General features: G+C 68.1%; 22 protein-coding genes. 7 read left to right on the plus strand and 15 right to left on the minus strand.

Annotated elements, in window-relative coordinates; all coding sequences use genetic code 11:
• The first annotated feature begins 12 nt into the window (after positions 1 to 12).
• Positions 13 to 441, plus strand: a complete 429-nt coding sequence (gene arsC, locus ACFWP0_RS27520) for an arsenate reductase (glutaredoxin) (RefSeq protein WP_377847653.1) — start codon at positions 13 to 15, stop codon at positions 439 to 441.
• Between the two features lie 90 nt (positions 442 to 531).
• Positions 532 to 1,137 (plus strand): phosphatase PAP2 family protein, encoded by a 606-nt coding sequence (locus ACFWP0_RS27525; protein ID WP_377847655.1) that lies wholly within the window; start codon positions 532 to 534, stop codon positions 1,135 to 1,137.
• Positions 1,138 to 1,162: 25 nt separating this feature from the next.
• On the opposite strand, the gene ACFWP0_RS27530 is transcribed toward ACFWP0_RS27525, so the two are convergent.
• The 3 genes from ACFWP0_RS27530 to ogt form a co-directional block, all read right to left on the minus strand.
• Entirely contained in the window at positions 1,163 to 2,146 is a 984-nt protein-coding gene (locus tag ACFWP0_RS27530; protein WP_377847656.1) for a Bug family tripartite tricarboxylate transporter substrate binding protein, read from the minus strand.
• Positions 2,147 to 2,246: 100 nt separating this feature from the next.
• Positions 2,247 to 3,332 (minus strand): tartrate dehydrogenase, encoded by a 1,086-nt coding sequence (locus tag ACFWP0_RS27535; protein WP_377847658.1) that lies wholly within the window; start codon positions 3,330 to 3,332, stop codon positions 2,247 to 2,249.
• Between the two features lie 87 nt (positions 3,333 to 3,419).
• Complete coding sequence (ogt, locus tag ACFWP0_RS27540; RefSeq protein ID WP_377847660.1) at positions 3,420 to 3,986, minus strand: methylated-DNA--[protein]-cysteine S-methyltransferase; 567 nt, start codon at positions 3,984 to 3,986, stop codon at positions 3,420 to 3,422.
• A gap of 145 nt (positions 3,987 to 4,131) precedes the next feature.
• Between ogt and ACFWP0_RS27545 the strand changes: the two genes are divergently transcribed.
• The gene (locus ACFWP0_RS27545; RefSeq protein WP_377847661.1) at positions 4,132 to 5,577 is read left to right on the plus strand and encodes an AlkA N-terminal domain-containing protein; all 1,446 of its coding nucleotides are present in this window, start codon (positions 4,132 to 4,134) and stop codon (positions 5,575 to 5,577) included.
• 22 nt (positions 5,578 to 5,599) lie between these two features.
• Here ACFWP0_RS27545 and ACFWP0_RS27550 read toward each other — a convergent pair whose 3' ends face one another.
• The 9 genes from ACFWP0_RS27550 to ACFWP0_RS27590 all read right to left on the minus strand — a co-directional run bounded on the left by ACFWP0_RS27550 (position 5,600) and on the right by ACFWP0_RS27590 (position 15,061).
• Complete coding sequence (locus ACFWP0_RS27550) at positions 5,600 to 6,505, minus strand: LysR family transcriptional regulator (protein ID WP_377847663.1); 906 nt, start codon at positions 6,503 to 6,505, stop codon at positions 5,600 to 5,602.
• 18 nt (positions 6,506 to 6,523) lie between these two features.
• Positions 6,524 to 7,006: a YajQ family cyclic di-GMP-binding protein gene (locus tag ACFWP0_RS27555; protein WP_377847665.1), complete on the minus strand. Its 483-nt coding sequence runs from the start codon at positions 7,004 to 7,006 to the stop codon at positions 6,524 to 6,526.
• A gap of 69 nt (positions 7,007 to 7,075) precedes the next feature.
• A complete protein-coding gene (locus ACFWP0_RS27560) occupies positions 7,076 to 7,864 on the minus strand; it encodes a heme ABC transporter ATP-binding protein (RefSeq protein WP_377847666.1) in 789 nt (262 codons plus the stop codon).
• A complete protein-coding gene (locus ACFWP0_RS27565) occupies positions 7,861 to 8,748 on the minus strand; it encodes a FecCD family ABC transporter permease (RefSeq protein WP_377847743.1) in 888 nt (295 codons plus the stop codon). The genes ACFWP0_RS27560 and ACFWP0_RS27565 overlap by 4 nt, the downstream gene beginning before the upstream one ends.
• Before the next feature lie 109 nt (positions 8,749 to 8,857).
• Positions 8,858 to 9,691 carry a hemin ABC transporter substrate-binding protein gene (locus tag ACFWP0_RS27570; protein ID WP_377847668.1) on the minus strand — a complete coding sequence of 278 codons (834 nt, stop codon included), beginning with the start codon at positions 9,689 to 9,691 and terminating at the stop codon, positions 8,858 to 8,860.
• A 17-nt stretch (positions 9,692 to 9,708) separates the two neighbouring features.
• On the minus strand, positions 9,709 to 10,755 hold the full coding sequence (locus ACFWP0_RS27575; protein WP_377847670.1) for a hemin-degrading factor: 1,047 nt from the start codon (positions 10,753 to 10,755) through the stop codon (positions 9,709 to 9,711).
• Positions 10,756 to 10,835: 80 nt separating this feature from the next.
• Positions 10,836 to 13,454, minus strand: a complete 2,619-nt coding sequence (locus tag ACFWP0_RS27580; protein WP_377847672.1) for a TonB-dependent receptor — start codon at positions 13,452 to 13,454, stop codon at positions 10,836 to 10,838.
• A gap of 105 nt (positions 13,455 to 13,559) precedes the next feature.
• On the minus strand, positions 13,560 to 14,573 hold the full coding sequence (locus ACFWP0_RS27585; RefSeq protein WP_377847674.1) for a FecR domain-containing protein: 1,014 nt from the start codon (positions 14,571 to 14,573) through the stop codon (positions 13,560 to 13,562).
• Positions 14,552 to 15,061 carry a sigma-70 family RNA polymerase sigma factor gene (locus ACFWP0_RS27590; RefSeq protein ID WP_377847676.1) on the minus strand — a complete coding sequence of 170 codons (510 nt, stop codon included), beginning with the start codon at positions 15,059 to 15,061 and terminating at the stop codon, positions 14,552 to 14,554. Before ACFWP0_RS27590 ends, ACFWP0_RS27585 begins: the two co-directional genes overlap by 22 nt.
• Before the next feature lie 155 nt (positions 15,062 to 15,216).
• Here ACFWP0_RS27590 and ACFWP0_RS27595 point away from each other — a divergent pair, with 155 nt between their 5' ends.
• The 4 genes from ACFWP0_RS27595 (at position 15,217) to ACFWP0_RS27610 (ending at position 17,960) form a co-directional block, all read left to right on the plus strand.
• The gene (locus tag ACFWP0_RS27595; protein ID WP_377847677.1) at positions 15,217 to 15,684 is read left to right on the plus strand and encodes a CopD family protein; all 468 of its coding nucleotides are present in this window, start codon (positions 15,217 to 15,219) and stop codon (positions 15,682 to 15,684) included.
• 145 nt (positions 15,685 to 15,829) lie between these two features.
• Positions 15,830 to 16,690: a hypothetical protein gene (locus tag ACFWP0_RS27600; protein ID WP_377847679.1), complete on the plus strand. Its 861-nt coding sequence runs from the start codon at positions 15,830 to 15,832 to the stop codon at positions 16,688 to 16,690.
• 97 nt (positions 16,691 to 16,787) lie between these two features.
• On the plus strand, positions 16,788 to 17,477 hold the full coding sequence (locus tag ACFWP0_RS27605; RefSeq protein WP_377847681.1) for a helix-turn-helix transcriptional regulator: 690 nt from the start codon (positions 16,788 to 16,790) through the stop codon (positions 17,475 to 17,477).
• A 69-nt stretch (positions 17,478 to 17,546) separates the two neighbouring features.
• Positions 17,547 to 17,960, plus strand: a complete 414-nt coding sequence (locus ACFWP0_RS27610; protein WP_377847683.1) for a VOC family protein — start codon at positions 17,547 to 17,549, stop codon at positions 17,958 to 17,960.
• 9 nt (positions 17,961 to 17,969) lie between these two features.
• Here the strand turns inward: ACFWP0_RS27610 and ACFWP0_RS27615 are convergent, their stop codons facing one another.
• From ACFWP0_RS27615 to ACFWP0_RS27625, 3 genes are all read right to left on the minus strand, one after another.
• Entirely contained in the window at positions 17,970 to 18,101 is a 132-nt protein-coding gene (locus ACFWP0_RS27615) for a hypothetical protein (protein WP_377847685.1), read from the minus strand.
• Between the two features lie 53 nt (positions 18,102 to 18,154).
• A complete protein-coding gene (locus tag ACFWP0_RS27620; RefSeq protein WP_377847687.1) occupies positions 18,155 to 19,105 on the minus strand; it encodes a DUF6708 domain-containing protein in 951 nt (316 codons plus the stop codon).
• Between the two features lie 84 nt (positions 19,106 to 19,189).
• Positions 19,190 to 20,140, minus strand: a complete 951-nt coding sequence (locus ACFWP0_RS27625; RefSeq protein ID WP_377847689.1) for a DUF6708 domain-containing protein — start codon at positions 20,138 to 20,140, stop codon at positions 19,190 to 19,192.
• Positions 20,141 to 20,199: the final 59 nt, after the last annotated feature.

The following is a 20,199-nucleotide window of genomic DNA, read 5'->3' on the forward strand; positions in this document are numbered from 1 at the left end:
AGAGGAGCCCCCATGTCCGACGTAACCATCTATCACAACCCCAAGTGCGGCACCTCCCGCAATACCCTGGCCATGATCCGCAACGCCGGCATCGAGCCGCAGGTTGTGCTGTACCTGGAAACGCCGCCTTCGCGCGCAACCCTGAAGGCGCTGTTCAAGCAGGCCGGCATCAGCGTGCGCGACGCGCTGCGCGAGAAAGGCACGCCCTACCTGGAGCTGGGCCTGGATGACGTGTCCCTGCCGGAAGACGCGCTGCTGGACGCTATCGAGCAGCACCCCATCCTGCTCAACCGTCCCTTCGTGTCCACGCCCCTGGGCGCGCGCCTGTGCCGTCCGTCCGAACTGGTGCTGGATATCCTGCCGGCCCCGCAAAAAGGCGCGTTCACCAAGGAAGACGGCGAGGCCGTCATCGACGCCGACGGCAAGCGCATCCAGAAGTAAAAGCGCGGAATTCGGCGCACTTTGTAAGGGGACTGACGGGAAAGCTCTTTACCATCGCGGCAGTGAATTATTACGCCGCGATGACTTGTCATGGATTTCCTGGAAAGCTTCAACCAGTCCCTTTTTCTTCTGATCAACGCCGATCCTGCCACCCCGGCCTGGCGGATCCACGCCGCCATGCTGGCGGCCAACAAGCTGATCCTGCTGGTGCCGGGCGCGCTCGCCGCCGTCTGGCTGTGGGGCGGCGAGCCGCAGCGCAGCCTGATGCTCAAGGCGCTGGCCAGCATCGCCGTGGCGCTGTTCGCGAGCTACCTGTTCGGCGCGCTGTGGCCGCATCCGCGGCCGTTCGCCATCGGCCTGGGACACGCCTTCTTCCCGCACAAGGCGACCTCGTCGTTTCCCAGCAACCACACCATCATCATCGCGGCGTTTGCGTTCGCGCTGATTCTTGACCGGCGCTGGGCCGGCTGGGGCTGGCTGGCGCTGGCCGCCGCCGCCCTGGTCGGCACGTCGCGCGTCTACCTGGGCGTGCACTTCCCGCTGGACATCGTGGGCGGGCTGCTGCTCGCGCCCGCCGCCGCCGCGCTGACCGCGCCCGCATGGCGCCGCGCCGGCGAGCCGCTGACCTCGGCGGCGCAGGGCCTGTACCGCAAGGTGCTGGCGCGGCCGATCGCGCGCGGCTGGATCCGCGCGTGAGCCTTTGCCGCCGGACGCGCCGCGCTCAGTTGATCGCGACCTTCGCGTCCTTGACCAGCTTGGCGTAGTTCTCGGTGTCCGCGCCGATGCGCGCCTTCATCTCGGCCGGCGAGTCGCCGATGGGCACCGCGCCGATCTCCGCCATGCGCCGCGAGAAGTCCGGCGACCGGATGATCTTCACCATCTCGGCGTTCAGGCGGTCCACCACCGCCTTGGGCGCGGCCGCCGGCGCCAGCACGCCGAACCACGTGCCCATGTTGAACGGCTTCAGGCCCGCCTCTTCCATCGTGGGCACGTCCGGCAGCGCGGCCGAACGCTGGTTGGTGGTGACGGCCAGCGCCCGCAGCTTGCCGCTCTGGATGTGCGGCAGCACCGGCGTGATCGTGTCGAACGACATATCGATCTGGCCGCCCAGCAGGTCGGTCGTCAAGGGGCCGCTGCCCTTGTAGGGCACATGCAGCAGCTGCACATGGCCCGCGCGCTCGAACTGCGCGCCGATCAGGTGCTGGCCGGTGCCCATGCCGTTGGAGCCGTAGGTCAGCTTGCCCGGCGCGGCCTGCGCCAGCTTCAGCAGCGACTGCACGTCCCGGGCGTCCAGCTTGGGGTTGACGACCAGGACGTTGGGCACCAGCGCCACCGTGGTCACCGGCGCGAAGTCCTTCTGGAAGTCGTAGTGCAGGCTCTTGTACACGCTGGTGGCGATGGTGTGGTGCACCGCGCCCATCAGCAGCGTATAGCCGTCCGGCGCCGCCTTGGCCACGTAGTCCGCGCCCAGCGTGGACCCCGCACCCGGCTTGTTCTCCACCACCACGGGCTGGCCCAGGCTCTTGGACAGTTCCTGCCCCAGCGCGCGCGCCAGCACATCCGTGGTGCCGCCGGCCGGGAACGGCACGATCAGGCTGACCGGCCGCGCCGGATAGGACTGCGCCTGCGCGACGCCGCCCGCGAAGGGCAGGCCCAACAGGCAGGCGAACGCCAAGGCGCGCGCGGAAACCGCTTTCTTATGCATGGTTTGTCTCCTTGGATACGAATGGACTTCGCTTCTTCTTGTGTTGCCCGGAGCAGGCTTCGGATCTGACGCCCTCGGTCCTGCTCCCGGTATGCGCCGCCTAGGCCGCCTTGGCCTGCGCCGACGCCGCCAGCTTCGCGCAGACCGCCGCCGTGACCTGCTCGGTAGTTGCGCTGCCGCCCAGGTCGCCGGTGTGCAGCGACGGATCGGCGGTCACGCTTTCGATGGCCTGCATGAGCCGGGCGGCGGCTTCGCTTTCGCCCAGATGCTCCAGCAGCATGACCACCGACCAGAACGTGCCCACCGGATTGGCCAGGCCCTTGCCCATGATGTCGAAGGCGGATCCGTGGATCGGTTCGAACATGGAGGGATAGCGGCGTTCGGGATCGATGTTGCCGGTGGGCGCGATGCCCAGGCTGCCCGCCAGCGCCGCGGCCAGGTCGCTCAGGATGTCGGCGTGCAGGTTCGTGGCCACGATGGTGTCCAGCGTGGCGGGGCGGTTGACCATGCGCGCCGTGGCGGCGTCCACCAGTTCCTTGTCCCAGGTCACGTCGGGAAACTCGCGGCTGACCTGCGCGGCGATCTCGTCCCACATCACCATGGCGTGGCGCTGCGCGTTGGACTTGGTCACCACGGTCAGCAGCTTGCGCGGGCGGGACTGCGCAAGCTTGAACGCGAAGCGCAGGATGCGCTCGACGCCGGCGCGCGTCATGATGGACACGTCGGTCGCGGCCTCGATGGGATGGCCCTGGTGCACGCGCCCGCCCACGCCCGAGTATTCGCCCTCGGAGTTTTCACGCACGATCACCCAGTTCAGCTGGTCGGGCGTGCAGCGCTTGAGCGGGGCGTCGATGCCCGGCAGGATGCGGGTGGGGCGCACGTTGGCGTACTGGTCAAAGCCCTGGCAGATCTTGAGCCGCAGCCCCCACAGGGTGATGTGGTCGGCAATGTCCGGGTCGCCGGCCGAGCCGAACAGGATGGCGTCCTTGTCGCGCAAGGCGTCCAGGCCGTCGTCCGGCATCATCACGCCATGCTGGCGGTAGTAGTCGCCGCCCCAGTCGAAATTCTGGAACTCGAAGCGCGGGCCGCCCTGGCCGGCGAGCTCCTGCATGACGCGTTGGCCGGCCGGAATCACTTCCTTGCCGATGCCGTCGCCGGGAATGGTTGCGATGCGATAGGTTTTCATGGGACGCCAGCGCTCCTTGCTGATAGAGGTCTGCTGGCACTTTACTGAGCGGCGGGCCCCGCGGCCGCCCAGGAATTCACAACATCTTCAACCTGGAGTTGAAAGTGCGGCGGTCTGGCCGCCGGCTGCCCGTTCCGTCCGGCAGGCGGCCTCGTGCTCAAGCAGCCAGCGCTTGCGATGCAGGCCGCCGCCGTAGCCGGTGAGCGAGGCGTTGGCGCCGATCACGCGGTGGCACGGGATCACGATGCCCACGGGGTTCGCCCCATTGGCCAGCCCCACGGCACGCACCGCGGTGGGCCGCGAGATGCGCGTGGCCAGGGCGCCGTAGCTGACGGTGGCCCCGCTTTCGATGCCGCGCAGCGCCTGCCAGACCTGGCGCTGGAAATCCGTGCCGCCCAGGGCGACGGGCAGGTCCGCGATGGCGGCGACGTCGCCGCCGAAATAGGCCTCAAGCGCGCGGCGGGCGGCGGAAGGCCGGGTCGCGTCGCGCAGTTCCACGGCGTTGCGGCCGTACTGGCGGCGCAGCAGCGTATGCATGCGCGCCTGGAAGTCCTCCCAGTCCACCGCGCGCAGGCGCTGCTGCGCATCGGTCAGGACGAGCATCAGCCCGATGGGGGTGGCCACGCGCTCAAGCGCGAAGGTGTGGACCGGCATGGCGCCTGCTCCTGGCAATGGGGATGCCGCCAATATAGATCCGCAGCGAGGCGCGCTCTGGCGGTTTTCGGACACGAGTGCGACATTCACAACCCTGTCCGAAAACCGCTAGATCCCGCCTGGCGGGCGGCGTTAGTATCGGCGCATGGACCTGAACCACGACGCCTGCTATAGCGCCATCCAAGTGCGCGACGCCCGCTACGACGGCCGCTTCTTCACGGCCGTCAAGACCACGCGCATCTACTGCCGCCCGGTCTGCCCGGCGCGCACGCCCTTGTCGAAGAACGTCGCCTTCTATTCCACCGCCGCCGCGGCGCAGGAGGCCGGCTATCACCCCTGCCTGCGCTGCCGCCCCGAGACGGCGCCCGAGCTCGGCCCCGGACATGAATTGCCGGACAGCGTGGCGCGCGCCCTGCAGCTGATCGAACTGGGCGCGCTGGACGAAGATGGAGTGGACGCGCTGGCCCAGCGCCTGGGCGTGGGGGAACGGCAGCTGCGGCGCCAGTTCCGCCAGCACCTGGGCGCATCCCCCGTGGCGGTCGCCCAGACCCGCCGCGTGCTGCTGGCCAAGCAGCTCATCCACGAAACGCATCTGCCGATGGCGGAGATTGCCTTCGCGGCGGGCTTTGGCAGCATCCGGCGCTTCAACGAGATATTCCTGAACCTGTTCGGACGGGCGCCGGGCGCGCTGCGGCGCTCGGAAAAGCCCGAGGTCTCGGCGGGCGAGCATGGCGAAATCAAGCTGCTGCTGCGCTATCGCCCGCCGTATGACTGGGCCGCCATGCTGGACTTCCTGCGGCTGCGGGCCATTCCCGGCATCGAACAGGTCAAGGACGACACCTATGCGCGCACCATCTTCCTGGACGACCGCCAGGGAACGGTGACGGTGCGGCCCGGCACCGGCAATGCGCTGCAGGCCACGGTGCGGTTTCCGCGGCTGCAGGCGCTGCCGGCCATCATCGCGCGCCTGCGCCGCGTCTTCGACCTGGCGAGCGACCCGGTCGCCATCGCCGCGCAGTTCTCGCAGGATCCCGTCATGACGGCGCTGATCCAGGCCCGGCCCGGCCTGCGCGTGCCCGGCGCCTGGGACGGATTTGAACTGGCCATGCGCGCCGTGCTGGGCCAGCAGATCACGGTGGTCGCGGCCATCCGCCTGGCCGGCAAGCTGGTGGCCGCGCACGGCGCGCCCATGGTCCGCCCCGAGGGCGGACTGACCCACGTATTCCCCTTGCCCGAAACCGTGGCCGCCGCGGAGCTGGCCTCGCTGGGCATGCCGCGCAGCCGCGCGGCGACGCTGTCGGCCGTGGCCGCCGCCGCCGTGGCGGACAGGCATCTGTTTGACGCCGCGGGCGGGCTGGAAGAAGCCGTGCGCCGCCTGCGCACGATCCGCGGCGTGGGGGAATGGACGGCGCAATACATCGCGTTGCGCCAGCTGCGCGAGCCGGATGCGTTTCCTTCGGCCGACATCGGATTGATACGCGCGCTGGAGCGGCTGGAATCGCGGGCGTACACGCCCGCGCAGCTGCTGGCCCGGTCCGAGCCCTGGCGTCCCTGGCGCGCCTACGCGGCGCAGCACCTGTGGGCGGCATGAGCGAGGCCGCGCCTGCAGGGCGTCACCACTGGCTTTCCGCGCCTTCCTGAAAATACCCCACCAGGAAGTCCACGAACACCCGCACCTTGGCGGACAGATGGTGCCGCTCCGGAAAAACGGCGTAGATGTCCGCCTGCGGCAAGGCATAGTCTTCCAGCACACGCACCAGCCGGCCGCTGCGCAGATAACGGGCCAGGTCCCATTCGGCGCGCTGCAGGATGCCCAGGCCGGCCAGCCCCCAGGTCAGCGTCACCTCGCCGTCGTTGCTGCTGAGATTGCCGCGCACCTTCACGGTCTCGCTGCGCCGCCCCTTGGTAAAGCGCCACAGGCCGTAAGCCGCTTCGTTCTGGCGCAGCACGATGCATTGATGCCGCGCCAGGTCGTGCGGCGTGGCCGGCACGCCGTGCGTCTTCAGATAGGCGGGAGAGGCGCACACCAGGCGGCGGTTGGGCGCGATCTTGCGGGCGATCAGGCTGGTGTCGGGCAGGTCGCCGAAACGCACGGCCACGTCGAACGCGTCCCGCACGAAGTCGGCCGGGCTGTCGGTGAGCTGCAGCTGCAGCGACACCTCGGGATACTTCTGCGCGAATTCGGCGATGGCGGGCGCGATGTAGCTGCGGCCAAAGCCCAGCGGCGCGTTGACCTTCAGCAAGCCGCGAGGACTGGCCTGGCGGCTGGCGATCGACTGGTCCAGGTCTTCGATTTCGCCCAGGATGCGGCGCGCGCTTTCCAGGTAGAACTCGCCTTCGGCCGTCAGGCTCAGGCGGCGCGTGCTGCGGTTGAAAAGCCGCACGCCCAGCCGCGCCTCGATCTGCGCAAGCCGCTTGCTGACCGCGGCGGGCGTGACGTCGAGTTCGCGCGCGGCGGCCGACATGCCGCCGGCCCGCGCCAGTTCCACAACCAATTGAAGTTCGCCGGAATGCCCCATCTGTATGGGCCCAGCGCCTTAATCGCGGAAGTTCTCGAACTGCAGCGGCAGGTCGACGTCGGTCTTCTTCAGCAAGGCAATGGCGGTCTGCAGGTCATCGCGCTTCTTGCCGGTGATGCGCAGCTTGTCGCCGTTGATCTGGGATTCGACCTTGAGCTTGGCGTTCTTGATGGCGGCGATGAGCTTCTTGGCCACCGGCTGCTCGATGCCTTGCTTGATGGTGACCTTCTGGCGGGCGCCGCCCAGGTTCTCCAGGGGATCGGCCACATCCAGGCAGCGCACGTCGATGCCGCGGGCCGACAGGCGGCCGCGCAGGATGTCCAGCATCTGCTTGAGCTGGAACGCGCTGGAGGCGACCTGGGTCACGACAAAGCCTTCGAGTTCGAACTTGGCGTCGGTGCCCTTGAAGTCGAAGCGGGTGGCCAGTTCGCGGTTCGCCTGATCGATGGCGTTGGTAAGTTCGTGCTTGTCGACTTCGGAGACGACGTCAAAAGTAGGCATGACACGGGTCCTGTTGGGTAAGTGATTGAAGTGCTGTCACCCGCCATTTTACCGGCCCCGCGTCCGGCGTCACGTCGTCACCACCAGCAGGCGCTCCGATTGCAGCGGATGCGGCATGACATGCGCTTCGATCCCATAGGCCAGATACAGATTCGCCGGCGTCAGCACCTGGGCGGGTGTGCCCGCCGCGATGCCGCGGCCGCCGCAAAGCAGCAGCAGGCGGTCGCACCAGCGGGCGGCCAGGTTCATGTCGTGCAGGATCACCAGTACCCCTGTATCGCCCGCGTGCGCCAGGCCCGCCGCCACGCGCAGCAGGTCGCCCTGATGCTTGGGATCCAGGCTGGCGGTGGGCTCGTCCAGCAGCAGGTAGCGCGGCTCGCCCTCGGCGCGGGCCGCCTTGCACTGCACCAGCACCCGGGCGAACTGCACGCGCTGCTGTTCGCCGCCCGAGAGCTCGGGATAGCGGCGCGCGCCCAGGTGCGCCACGTCGGCCCAGCCCAGCGCCTGATCCACCAGGGCGTCCACCTGGGCCGGGGACAGCTCGGGAAACGGATAGGCGCCCATCGCCACCACTTCGCGCACGTCCAGATCGAAGCTCAGTCCGGGCTTTTGCGGCAGCACGGCGCGCACGCGGGCCTGCCGCCGGTGCGGCAGGCCCGCCAGGTCGGCGTCGTCCAGCCGCAGCCGCCCCGAATCCGGCGCCAGCTCCGCCGACATCGCGCCCAGCAGGCTGGACTTGCCCGCGCCGTTTGCGCCCAACAGGCCCACCACTTCGCCGGGGCGCACCGTCAGCGACACCTGCTCCAGGATGCGGTTGCCGCCGCGCGTCAATGTCAGGTTCTCGGCCGCCAGCATCATCCGTGCCTCCGGCCGCGCGCCAGCAGCCACAGAAAGAAAGGTCCGCCCACCAGGCTGGTCACCAGCCCGATCGGCAATTCGGCGGGCACCACGGCCACGCGCGCCAGCCAGTCCGCCAGGGTCAGCGCCAGCGCGCCGCCCAGCACGCAGGCGGGCAGCAGCCAGCGATGGTTGGCGCCCAGCGTCATGCGCACCAGATGCGGCACCACCAGGCCGACAAAGCCGATGCCGCCCGTGGCCGCCACCAGCGGACCGACGATCAGCGCACACGCCAGCACCAGCTGGGCGCGCACGCGCTTGAGCGCATAGCCCAGGTGCTGGGCTTCCCGTTCGCCCAGCAGCAGCGCGTTCATGACCCGCCATTGGCGCATCAGCCACCAGGACATCAGCAGCACCCAAGGCCCCAGGAACGCCAGGAGCGTCCAGTTGGCGCCCGCCAGGCTGCCCATGGTCCAGAAGGTCAGGTCGCGCAATTGGGCATCGTTGGCCAGGAAGGTGAACAGGCCGATCATCGCGCCGGCCACGGCGTTGATGGCGATGCCCGCCAGCAGCAGCCCCGCCATGCCGGGCACGCGCCGGCCCAGGGTGTAGGCGCAGAAGGTGGCGAGCAGGCTGCCGGCAAACGCGGCGGGCGCCAGTATCCAGAAGCCGCCGGAGGTCAGCACGATGGCGCCCACCGCGCCCAGCGCGCCGCCGGCCGATATGCCGATCAGGCCCGGCTCGGCCAGCGGATTGCGGAACAGGGCCTGCATCGCGGCGCCGGAGATGGCCAGCGCGGCGCCGGCCACCAGGGCGAACAGCACCCTGGGCAGCCGGATGTCGATCAGCACGTTGCGCCAGAGCTCGCTGCCCGGGGCGGGCTGCCCCCACAGCAGCGAAGGCATCTCGCGCAGGGGAATCCGGACCGCGCCGCTGCTGCTGGCCGCCAGCGCCACGACGGCGAGGGCCACGCCCAGCAGCAGCAAGGCCAGCGGCGCGCCGACGCGTCCCGCGCTAGCGCGCCATGACACTGGCGGCCTCCCGCTTGAGCTCGGTCAGGGCCAGCGGCAAGCGCGGCCCCATGCCCAGCAGCAGCAGGTCGTCCAGCACAATCACGCGCCGATGCGCGGCTGCCGGCGTCGATGCCAGGCCGGGCAGGCGCAGCAGCTTTTCCGCGCCGCCCGACGCCTCGATCGACGTGCTGGTGACGACGATCACGTCCGGCGCGAGCGCGCTGATCGCCTCGGCCGAGAGCGGCTTGTAGCCTTGCTGGTCCTTCAGCACGTTGACCAGCCCGGCCATCGCCATGACCTCGTTGGCCGCGGTGCCGCCCCCCGCGCCCTGCAGGGTGCCGGTGCGGTTTAGCAGCAGGACCGCCCGCGCGTTGGTGACCGGAATCGCCTCCACCGCGGCGAGCTCGCGCGTGATGCGCTCCACCATGCGCTCGCCGTCGGGCGCGACGCCCAGCGCTTCGGCGATGTTGCGGATGCGCGCCTTCAGCGAATCGACCGACGGCGAATCGGGCACGGTGACAATGCGCACGCCCACCTCGCCCAATCGCTTGAGCGCATCCGGGGGCCCGGCCTGCTCGGACGCCAGCACCAGGTCCGGCTTGAGCGCCAGCACGCCTTCCACCGGCACCGAGCGGTAATAGCCGACGCGCGGCAGCCTGGTCGCGGCCTCCGGGTACAGGCTGGAGAGATCGTCTCCCACCAGCTTGTCGCCCTGCCCCAGCTGGTACACGATCTCGGTCACGCTGCCGCCCAGCGTCACCACGCGGGCGGGCGGCGCCGCGTGCGCGCCGGCCGCCAGCATCCAGCCCACCGCTACTGCCAACCATTTCTTCATCGCGGCTTCCTTTGCGCTCAAGCGGCCAGCGGCGCGCTGCACAGGCCGACCATCAGCTCGCGCCAGCCCGTCAGTTCCGGCTTGCCCGGCTTGCGCTCGCCGAAGAACTGCACGATCAGGTCTCCCGTGGAGGCGTACACCTCCAGCGAGGTCACCCAGCCGTCGGAGGTAGGCTTGTTCACCACCCACGCCGAAGCGATCGCGGTCGTGTCCAGGTGCAGGTTGAACTTCGGGTCCAGCACGTTGAACCAGGGGCCGGTGCGGCGCAGCGTCTGCACCGGGCCGGTGTGGATCTGGATCATTCCGCGGTTGCCCACGAAGCACATGATGGACAGGCCCGATTCCGCCGCCGATTGCAGCATGCGTTCCACGGCGTCCGCCGGCACCGCCTGCGCCAGGTCCTCGCCCGCGGCGGCCAATGCCGCCAGGCGCGACACCTTGAACTTGCGCAGCAGCGGGAAGAACTCGTGCGTGTCCTTCATGCCCAGCCAGGCCTCGCGCCAGCCTTGCGCATCCTCGACCTGTTCGGCGTCGGCGGCGGGGGCATAGGGCTGGGCCACGGGCCATTGCGATTCGCCGGCGAACCTGGCGACCAGGGCGTCGTAGGCGGCCGCGTCGGTGGCGTCGGTACGGTAGACCTTGTGCACCGCCACGCCCGCGCCGTCAAAGAACTGCAGGCTGTGGCGACCGTCCTGCTCGACCGCCCAGGCGGACTTCCATGCGGTGAAGAACACGCGCAGGTCGATATCCGGTCCCAGCACCAGGCCCACCGGACCTTCGGCCTGGATGTCCTCATACACGCCGTGGCGTTCATGCACACACCAGTCGTTGCGCGTCAGCGCCATGACCTCGCCCAGCGTGCCCAGTTCGCGGAAGATCTCTTGCGGCTTGCCATGCAGCGCGGTGGCCTTCAGGCCGCCACAGCCCGCGGCCACCCATTCGGCTTCGGACACGCCCAGCGCCTGGGCCAGACTGCGGGCGCGCAGTCCGGGTTGCGAGGCGGCCAGGGCCTCGTTGCGGGCGCGCAGTTCCTCAGCGCGGGTCGTGAAATCGGTAGTCGTCATCGTAGGCCCTCCGGCCGGTGCCAAACATTGCTAAAAACCGCCGCCGAGCCCGATCTGCGCCGGGCGGCGGCGGACCGAACTCAATACTGGTAGGTCAATGAGACGCGCACGCTGCGCCCCGGTTCCGTGTACCAATCCACCGGGCGCGGGATGGTGATGGCGCCCGCGGTCGGCACGTTGATGGCCTCCCAGTACTTCTTGTCGAACAGGTTGAACACGCCAGCCTGCACCTGCAGTCCCTTCACCGCGGCGGGACGCCAATATCCCATCAGGTCCACCACGCCATAGCCCGGCGCCTTAAAGTCGGGGTTGGGCGCGCCGGCCGCCGGTTCCGGGTACTCGACCTTGTTGCGTTGCAGCGCGGTGGTCAAGAGCGCGTCCACACCCCACACGTCGCGGCCGTAGCCCACGCCCAGCACCGCCTTCAGAGGCGCCACCGAATTCAGGTACTGCCCCGTGCCCTCGTCCTTGCCCACGGCCCACGCCAGCGAGCCCCACGTGCGCCAGCCGGGCGAGAACTTCCAGTGCGCGCTGGCCTCGGCGCCATAGATGCGGACGCGGGCGCGGTTGACGTTGCCCGTCACGCCCAGCGGATACTGCCCTGCCCAGCCCGGCTGCCACTGCGGCGAACTGGCGTTCAGCGGCACGTCGCCATCGATAAAGTTCTGATAGCGATTATCAAACAACGATACTGCACCGCCGAGGTCGTCGGAGCCGATCTTGGCGCCCAGTTCCCAGCCCTTGCTGGTTTCGGGCTTCAGGTAGGGGTTGCCCACGCGCAGATAGGTGCCCGGGCCGCCGTAGTTGGTATAGAGCTGGGTAGGGCTGGGCGCCTTGAAGCCATAGGCATATTGCGCGTAGAGGCTCAACTCATCCATCGCCTTCCACGTGGCGAGCAGCTTGGGCGAGAAGCGGCTGCCGCTGTTGGACGGCGGCAGCGCGCCGGCGTTGGGGTTGCTCTCGTAGCTGGCGCTGGACTGCGGCCTCTGCTCGTAGTGGTCGTAGCGCAGGGCCGGCATGATGGTGTAGCGGCCATCGGCGAAGCTGAATTCGTCCTGCACCCACAGGGCCCACTGGTCGCCCTTGGACTGCGGCACATCGGCCTGGTTGGTGTGCAGCATGTCGCAAGCGCGCGGGCCCATCGGCGCCCGCAGGCCCGGAGGGATCGTGGGGCAGTTGTCGTAGCCGCTGGAGTTCTGTTCGGTCTTGTTGCCGTACCACTCGCCGCCCACCGTCCACAGCTGCGACACCGTCGCGCCCGCCAGGCGCTTGGTGAACTCGGTGTTCACGCCGAACAGCGTCTGCTGGATGGAGTTGCTGCGGCCATAGGGGCCGCTGGGGAAGCCGTAGCGGTAAGGGTCGCCGGGGATCGCGTAGGCGCGGGCATCGACGCTGCGTATGCCATTTTGCGAGTTGTCCAGGCGCAGGCGCTGCCAGTAGACGACCGCGGTGGCCGTGTCGATCAGGCCGCCCTCGCCAGGCGCCTTGTACGAATAGTCGAGCGACACGCGCTCGCGCTCGGTTTCCTTCCTGGTGCTGTTCTGGCCCGCCAGATAGCTGGTGCCCGGGCCCTGCTCGAACATGCTGTCGATGTCGGCGTCGCGCTTGAAGTATTCGCCCGTCAGGCCGAAGCGATGGCCGCCTTCGACGCGCTGCTGCAGCTTCAGCAGGAAACTGCGCTGGTCGTAGTCCTCGGGGCTGGGCTCGCTGCGCTTGGGGCCGTAGCCGCCCACGTCGCCGCGGTTGTCCAGTTCGTGGCCGTTGCGCACGCCCGCCTGCACCAGCCAGAACGTGTTGCTGTGGATCTGGCCGGCCAGCGCGGCGTTGGCGCCCCAGCTGGTGTCGGCGGAGTCGTAGTCGGTCTTGGCCAGCGCGCCGAAGGTCTTGCCGTCGGCCAGCAGGTCGGACGGGTCCAGCGTGCGCAGGTCGGCAATGCCGGAAATCGCGCCGGAGCCGCCGCCGCTGGCGTCCGCGCCGCGCACGATGTCCAGCCGCGACAGGCTGTTGAAGTCCACCGCCTCCAGGCCGCCCTTCACGCCGCGCGCGCCGTCGTCCAGCCACGGCAGGCGGATTCCGTCGACCCGCGTCAGCACGCGGTCCTGGTCCAGGCCCCTGATGTTGATGCTGTTGTTCTGGCGATTGAAGCTCACGCCCGGCTCGGCGCGCTTGCCCAGGTCGCTCCAGTTCCTGATCTGCAGTTCGTCCATGCGCTTGCGGTCGGTGCTGGTTTCCCAGGCCGGAGTAACCACCGCGCCGTCGCCCTCGACCTGGACCGGCGCAAGCTGCGTCACGCCGGCTTGCGGCTGCGCCTGCAGCACGAACACGCCGGCGCTGCGCTCGGCCACGCCCAGGCCGCTGCCCGTCAGCAGGCGCGAGAAGCCCTCATGCACGGAGTACACCCCATCCAGGCCCGGCGTGCGGCGCTGCCCCACCAGCGCGGCGTCGAAGAGCACCGTCACGCCGGCGCTGTCCGCAAAGCGCGGCAGCGCATCGGCCAGCGCGCCAGCCGGAATGCGGTATCCGCGGGCCTCGGCCTGCGCCACTGCCTGCGCCTGCGCGTGGGCCGCGGGCAGCATCAAGGCGGACGCGGCGGCCAGGGCCAGCGCGGCATGCACGGCGGCGGTAAGACGGGTCAGCCGGCATTGCGCGCCTCGGGCTGTCAGGGAGCCGCTTGCGCGGCCGGCAGGGGTGTAAGCCATGGTCGTCCTTTCGATCCAACAGGTATCGGCATTGGTGTGCCTATACAGACCATGACCCTCGTGAAATCCAGATCGGACAGCGTTTTCTCCGGTTTTTTGTAACAGTCAGGCGCCAGCCGACGCGCGCGGCGCGATCGTCACCCAGTACGGCGTGCGGTAGCGCACCTGCACGGGCAAGGTCGCCGGCAAGGCGGCCAGCACCGCGTCGGTGTCGCGCAGCTGGAACGCGCCCGAAATGCGCAAATGCGCGATCTCGGGATCGCAGCGCAGGATGCCCTGGCGGTAGCGGGCCAGCTCGGCGGCAAAGGCGTCCAGCCGCAGCTGACTGGCGTACAGCACGCCGCGCATCCAGTCCCCGGCGTGCGGGTCGGCGGGCGCAGGCGGGGTAGCGCCGTCCGGCGTCATGCTGCTCTGTTCGCCCGCGGACAGGCTGACAAAGCGGCCCGGCTGCGCCCCGCTGCTCAGGCGCACGCGTCCTTCCTGCACGCTGACCTGGCAATGCGGGCCCTCCTGCCGCACGCAGAAGCGCGACGCCTGCGCCTCGATGTCGCCCCCGCGGGTGCGCACCACAAAGGGCCGCGGATGCGCAGCCGTATCCGCCACCGCATGCACGGCGATCTCGCCGGACCGCAGCCGCAGCAGGCGCGTCGCGTCGTCGAACAGCACGTCGACGGCGCTGGCGGTGTTCAGGTGCAGGGTCGAGCCGTCGGCCAGCGTCACCTCGCGCCGCTCGCCGGCCGCGCTGCGATAGTCGGCGCTCCAGTCCATGGGGTCGGCGCGCCACGCGGCCCACCCCGCCGGCCCGGCCACCACCAGCGCGACCAGCGCCTTCAAGGCGGCGCGCCGGCTCTTGAACGCCGGCCGGTTCAGGGTCGCCATGCCCAGCGCCGAGGGGATCAGGCCAAAGCGCGCGTTCACGCGCTGCGCGCGCTGCCAGGCATGCTCGTGCTCGGCCTTGCTGGCGCGCCATTGGTCGCAGGCCCGGACGTCGGCGTCGGTGGCCCGGTCCGAACTCAGCCGCAGCAGCCAGCGCGCGGCTTCGCGCGCGACGTTGCGCTCCACGGCGGGCAATTCGCCCGCGCCTTCCGCATGCGCGCTCAGATCACCGCCATGATGCATTGCTCAAGCCCCTTGGCGATGTAGCGGTGGACGGTGCGCAGCGACACGTTGAGCCGTTCGGCGATCTCGCCGTGGCTCAGGCCTTCAAGCTGCGCCATCAGGAAAGCCTGGCGGGCGGGCAGCGTCAGGCCCGCCAGCATCTCGTCGATTTCCTGCAGGGTTTCCAGGATGATCAGGCGCTGCTCCGCCGACGGGGCCAGCGCCTGCGGCATCAGGGCCAGGGCTTCCATGTAGGCCTGCTCCACCGAGCGGCGCCGGTGATGATTGAGCAGCAGCCGCTTGGCGATCGTGGTCAGGTAGGCGCGCGGTTCGCGCAAGGCGTCCAGCTCCTGGCGATGGCGCAGCACCCGGACAAACGTGTCCTGGGCGAGATCGGCCGCGTCGAAGCTGTTGCCCAGCTTGGCGCGCAGCCAGCCATGCAGCCAGCCATGATGGGCGCGGTACAGAAGATGGACGGCGTCGCCTGAGGCAAGCACGGGATTCGGCACGGATGGCTCCCTGACTCACAATCACAAATAGAAATCAATCTCATTCTAAATGCAAAACCATGATTCTGGTCAAGTCCGCGCGAGATGGTTTGCGGAGATATCATGGGGACAGATTCGGCCGGCTTCCGCCGCCCTACCCTCTGGAGGCAGACCGCATGTTCTATACCGCCCTGAAATTCGTCCACGTCATGGCCGTGATCCTCTGGGTTGGCGGCATGCTGTTCGCGCACTGTTTCCTGCGGCCGGCGGCCGCGCAGCTGGAACCGCCAGTGCGCCTGAAGCTCATGGCCGCGGTGCTGGGCCCGTTCTTGAACGCCGTGCTGGCTGCCATCGTGCTGATCCTGCTGAGCGGCGCCTGGATGATCGGCCAGGAGGCCAGCCAGGCGGCGCAGACCGGCGGCGCCTTCTTCATGCCCCGCAGCTGGACCCTCATGGCCGCCGGCGGCGTCGTGATGATGGCCATCTTCGGCCATATCCGCTTTGTGCTCTATGGGCGGCTGGCCGCGGCGGTCGCCGCCGCCGACTGGCCCAAGGGCGGCCAGGCCATGGGCGGCATCCGCCGCTGGGTGGGCGTGAACCTGCTGCTGGGCATCGCCATCGTGGCCATCGTCTTCATGGGGTAGCGGGATACCGGCCGGCGCGCCAGCCATCGGCCAAGCGCAGACTGGTATCGGGATTCTTTTGCTTGGTGCAATACGCAGTACATCCGCGCTGGCCACACTGCGGATGACTCTCGCGGGTCGCCTCCACAACGATAAGGGATTCCCCATGATCAAACGCGCATTGCACCTGGCCGCCTTCGGCCTGTTCGCCACCACCTGCGCCGCCCAAGCCGCCGCGCCCATCGACAACAGTGCGCTGGAGAAGCCCGAATTCCGCGCGCACAAAGCCACCTACGGCGTCGTCTACCGCCTGCCGCAGGAGGTCAACGCCGTCCTGGACGCGAAGGTGAGCGGCACGCTCAAGGAAGACCTGATCAAGCTGGGCCTGAAGACCGAAGCCGAAACGCCCAACATGCCGCACGTCACCGTAGTCCACATCCACAGCGCCGATCCCGAGACGCCCGCCCGCATGCTGAAGGCGCTGCCCAAGCCGCCCGCCCCCCTGCAGGTCACGCTCAAGACCTTCTATCCCACGGAAGCCGCCAAGGGCGCCGGCCACCCCTGGTGGCTGGACCTGGGCGTGGTCAAGAGCGGCCAGGGCTTCGAGGACATGATGCGCTACAACACCGTGGCCACGGCCGCGCTGGCGCCCTTGCGCGACGGCCCGCTGCCGCGCGTGACGGGTCCGGTCTACGCCAAGATGGGCGATGCGGGCAAGGACCTGGTCAAGACGATGGGCGTGAGCGGCGTGAACGTCATGCAGGACGGCAAGGAAGTGCGCGCCCACAATCCGCACACCACGCTGGTCTACAGCATGGCCCTCTACGACGCCCGCCTGCAGGATGCCATGAAGCAGGAGTCCGACAAGTTCAACGCCGTGCTGCCGGACGGCATCGCCACGACGTTCAAGGACGTGTCCATCGTCGAAATCGGCTTTGCCGGCAATGTCGTGCGCGAGATCTACCGCGTCAGCCTGGAAGACGGTTCGGCCATCGACGTGGCCACGGGCAAGAAAGCCGGCTCCTGAGCCTGATCTGCCGGGATCAGGGGCCGGGCAGGGCCGATACCCGCATGCTGCCGTTTCGTGGCAGCATTACGGACTCGCCCCAAGCCCGCCCCGCCCCATGTCCCGCACCGAACGACTCCTGGATCTGCTCCAGACCCTGCGCCGTCACCGCCTGCCGGTAAGCGGCCGCCGGCTGGCCGCGGAAATGGGCATCAGCCTGCGCACGCTGTACCGCGACATCGCGACCTTGCAATACCAGGGCGCCGAGATCGAGGGCGAGCCGGGCGTGGGCTACGTGCTGCGCCCCGGCTTCATGCTCCCGCCCCTGATGTTCAGCACCGAGGAGATCGAGGCGCTGGTGCTGGGCACGCGCTGGGTGGCGGGCCGCTCGGACGAGCGGCTCGGGCTGGCGGCGCGCAATGCGCTGGCCAAGATCGGCGCGGTGCTGCCGCAGGAACTGCGCGACGAGCTGGACGCCATCCCGCTCCTGGTCGGCCCCAGCGCGTACACGGTCATCGACCGGGTCGACGTGGCGCTGATCCGCCGGGCCATCCGCGCCGAGCAAAAGCTGGAAATCACCTATCGCGACGACAAGGGCGCCGATTCCGCCCGCGTGATCTGGCCGTTTGCGCTGGGCTTTTTCGACAGCGTGCGCCTGGTCATGGCGTGGTGCGAACTGCGGGAAGACTTCCGGCATTTCCGCACCGATCGCCTTGCCACCCTGGCCGCCGGCGACCGCTATCCCCGGCGCCGCCACGCGCTGCTCAAGGAGTGGCGCGCCATCCACCACGAGCAGAAGAAAATCTGATGCACGCTGCTGCCAAAAACTGACAGCACCGCTGCCTAACATGAGCGCGTCAACCACCTGGAGCGCAGCATGTCAGACACCAATTTCGTCATCTTCTATGTGGAAAAGCCCGAGGCCAGCGCCGCGTTCTACAGCGCGCTGCTGCAGCGGCCGCCGGTTGAAAGCACGCCCACTTTCGCCCTGTTCGCGCTGGACTCCGGGCTGATGCTGGGCCTGTGGTCGCGCTACACCGTGGAGCCGGCCGCGGCCGGACGCGGCGGCGCATCCGAACTGGCGTTCACCCTGGCCGACGCCGACGCCGTCAACCAGCGCCATGTGGACTGGAGCCTGCGCGGCCTGCCCATTCTGCAGGCGCCCACCGACATGGACTTCGGGCGCACCTTCGTCGCGCTGGATCCCGACGGCCACCGCCTGCGCGTGTTCGCGCCCGCGCCGGCCCCGGCCGCCTCCCGCTCGGAACGGACGGCCGCCGCCGCGGCCTGACGCCCCGGCTCAGGCCGGCGCCGAAAACAGGTCCGTCATGAACTGCGTGGACTTGATGCCGATGCCGGTCAGCAGCGCCACGGTGCGTTCGCCTGGCGCGCTTGGACCCGGCGCGAAGAGCTCGTTAAGACGACGCAACACACAATGGCGCGACGCACGTCAGCGAAAGCAGATTTCGCCTCGAGAGTCGCGCGTCATGGCTCTATGCGCTCTCCGTTGACCCGAATGACTGGCTGGCGCTTTTCCGCAAAGCCGCAAAGCTCGTCGATTTCCTTCGGAAACTGCCTATAAGGCACGTTGTACTGCAGGAATGCCTCGACGCTGTCTGGAAAGGCGCTGATGAGCAATCCCACTATCCAGAGCGGAATGGTTATGGGAGCCCAAAGCTTGCCATGAGGCTTGGCAAGCGTCTCGCTCAAGCTCGCGTACCACTCGCGATATGGCTTGAATGTCTCCTGCTTGCGACTCAGGCGCGGCGGAATCGGCGACGGCTCGGGTAGGCCGCCTGGGCCATGAGCCATGAACGCTTGCAGGTACGACCACAGCGAGCGGGCCGAACGGTCGCCACCAAAAGTGCCTAAATTGCCGCATGCTGCACAGATTTCGGTCGGGGGATTCATCGCATGGTCGATCCCGAACAAGTACAGCGGATGGCGGCTTGCATAGCCGCTGGCGGATATGATGGGGATAAAGCCAGCAACGGCCTCAAGCTTGTCCCAATCCAATACGTGAAGGCGCTTCCCGTTGGGGTAGATGAAGTACAGCTTGCGGGTTCCTCGATGGATGCGGATGAAGGCCCCGCGGCAACGGTGAGCGCCGCTGGCAAAATAGAAAACAGAGATCATCCCGGGCAAGAGGGGCGCTATAAGCACCATATTCATCACGATCTGGTATGTAAGCCTGTCCGCGCCAATTACGAAGAGTCCGAACGCGGTAATCGCAATAGCCCCGATCATGGACAATCCAATAGCGCCAGCCGCACCTCGCCGCGTGAAATTCGTGTACGTCTCCAACTCAACACACACCTCGTTGACACGTCGAACACCGTCGGGCTGGGCCGGCTCGCCTGTGGGGTGATTGTGATAGAGCGGAGTGCCGCCAAAGCGCACACTGCGCGGTAGGCGCTTTACGGTGTCTGCTGTCATTGGGGCGGCCTTACCCAATCAAGGGGCGCGAGGCGAATAGCATCCCGCGGGGTTGATAAGCGGCTGCTGCGTTAGGAGTACGCGTCATGGCTCTATGCGCTCTCCGTTGACCCGGATGACTGGCTGGCGCTTTTCCGCAAAGCCGCAAAGCTGGTCGATTTCCTTCGGAAACTGCCTATAAGGCACGTTGTACTGAAGGAATGCCTCGACGCTGTCTGGAAAGGCGTTGATAAGCAACCAGCCAAACCAAAACGGAATAGTGATCGGGGCCCACAGTTTTCCGTGAGGTTTGGCGAGCCTGCGCTTCAGGCCTGCGTACCAATCGCGGTATGGCCTGAGAGTCTCCTGCTTGCGGCTAAGGCGCGGCGGAATCGGCGGCGGCTCGGGTAGGCCGCCAGGGCCATGAGCCATGAAGGCTTGCAGGTACGACCACAAGGACCGGGCGGAGCGGTCGCCCGAGTATGCGCCCAAGTTACCGCATGCTGCAAAGATCTCGGTCGGGGGATCCATCGCATGGTCGATCCCGAACAAGTACAGCGGATGGCGGCTTGCATAGCCGCTGGCGGATATGATGGGGATAAAGCCAGCAACGGCCTCAAGCTTGTCCCAATCCAATACGTGAAGGCGCTTCCCGTTGGGGTAGATGAAGTACAGCTTGCGGGTTCCTCGATGGATGCGGATGAAGGCCCCGCGGCAGCGGTGAGCGCCACTGGCAAAATAGAACAAGAAAGCAATGCAGGTTAGAGCCGGGGCAGTAATAAGCATGCTTAGGGCGAGTTCATATGTCATGCGCTCCCAGCCCAATATCCACAGGGCGAATAGCAGCGAAATAATCGTGATGACCACGGACATGCCGATAAACCCCGCCGCCCCCCTCTGAGTCAAATTTGCGTAGGTTTCAAGCTCCACGCACAACTCGTTGACACGTCGAACTCCGTCGGGCTGGGCCGGCTCACCTGTGGCGTGGTTGTGATAGAGGGGAGTGCCGCCAAAGCGCACGCTGCGCGGTTGGCGCTTTACGGTGTCTGCTGTCATTTGGACGGCCTCACCGAATCAAGGGGCGTGAGGCGAATAGCATCCCGCAGGGTTGATAA

The sequence above is a fragment of the Achromobacter sp. NPDC058515 genome, from assembly GCF_042721735.1.
Taxonomy (GTDB): Bacteria; Pseudomonadota; Gammaproteobacteria; order Burkholderiales; family Burkholderiaceae_B; genus Achromobacter.

Coding starts and splice junctions, on each gene's coding strand:
- ACFWP0_RS27545 (WP_377847661.1), top strand. CDS start 4,132: ATGGACCTGAACCACGACGCCTGCTATAGCGCCATCCAAGTGCGCGAC.
- ACFWP0_RS27600 (WP_377847679.1), top strand. CDS start 15,830: ATGATCAAACGCGCATTGCACCTGGCCGCCTTCGGCCTGTTCGCCACC.
- ACFWP0_RS27595 (WP_377847677.1), top strand. CDS start 15,217: ATGTTCTATACCGCCCTGAAATTCGTCCACGTCATGGCCGTGATCCTC.
- arsC (WP_377847653.1), top strand. CDS start 13: ATGTCCGACGTAACCATCTATCACAACCCCAAGTGCGGCACCTCCCGC.
- ACFWP0_RS27570 (WP_377847668.1), bottom strand. CDS start 9,691: ATGAAGAAATGGTTGGCAGTAGCGGTGGGCTGGATGCTGGCGGCCGGC.
- ACFWP0_RS27575 (WP_377847670.1), bottom strand. CDS start 10,755: ATGACGACTACCGATTTCACGACCCGCGCTGAGGAACTGCGCGCCCGC.
- ACFWP0_RS27555 (WP_377847665.1), bottom strand. CDS start 7,006: ATGCCTACTTTTGACGTCGTCTCCGAAGTCGACAAGCACGAACTTACC.
- ACFWP0_RS27525 (WP_377847655.1), top strand. CDS start 532: ATGGATTTCCTGGAAAGCTTCAACCAGTCCCTTTTTCTTCTGATCAAC.
- ACFWP0_RS27585 (WP_377847674.1), bottom strand. CDS start 14,573: ATGCATCATGGCGGTGATCTGAGCGCGCATGCGGAAGGCGCGGGCGAA.
- ACFWP0_RS27550 (WP_377847663.1), bottom strand. CDS start 6,505: ATGGGGCATTCCGGCGAACTTCAATTGGTTGTGGAACTGGCGCGGGCC.
- ACFWP0_RS27605 (WP_377847681.1), top strand. CDS start 16,788: ATGTCCCGCACCGAACGACTCCTGGATCTGCTCCAGACCCTGCGCCGT.
- ACFWP0_RS27625 (WP_377847689.1), bottom strand. CDS start 20,140: ATGACAGCAGACACCGTAAAGCGCCAACCGCGCAGCGTGCGCTTTGGC.
- ACFWP0_RS27610 (WP_377847683.1), top strand. CDS start 17,547: ATGTCAGACACCAATTTCGTCATCTTCTATGTGGAAAAGCCCGAGGCC.
- ACFWP0_RS27580 (WP_377847672.1), bottom strand. CDS start 13,454: ATGGCTTACACCCCTGCCGGCCGCGCAAGCGGCTCCCTGACAGCCCGA.
- ACFWP0_RS27560 (WP_377847666.1), bottom strand. CDS start 7,864: ATGATGCTGGCGGCCGAGAACCTGACATTGACGCGCGGCGGCAACCGC.
- ACFWP0_RS27620 (WP_377847687.1), bottom strand. CDS start 19,105: ATGACAGCAGACACCGTAAAGCGCCTACCGCGCAGTGTGCGCTTTGGC.
- ACFWP0_RS27565 (WP_377847743.1), bottom strand. CDS start 8,748: ATGCCTTCGCTGCTGTGGGGGCAGCCCGCCCCGGGCAGCGAGCTCTGG.
- ACFWP0_RS27530 (WP_377847656.1), bottom strand. CDS start 2,146: ATGCATAAGAAAGCGGTTTCCGCGCGCGCCTTGGCGTTCGCCTGCCTG.
- ACFWP0_RS27535 (WP_377847658.1), bottom strand. CDS start 3,332: ATGAAAACCTATCGCATCGCAACCATTCCCGGCGACGGCATCGGCAAG.
- ogt (WP_377847660.1), bottom strand. CDS start 3,986: ATGCCGGTCCACACCTTCGCGCTTGAGCGCGTGGCCACCCCCATCGGG.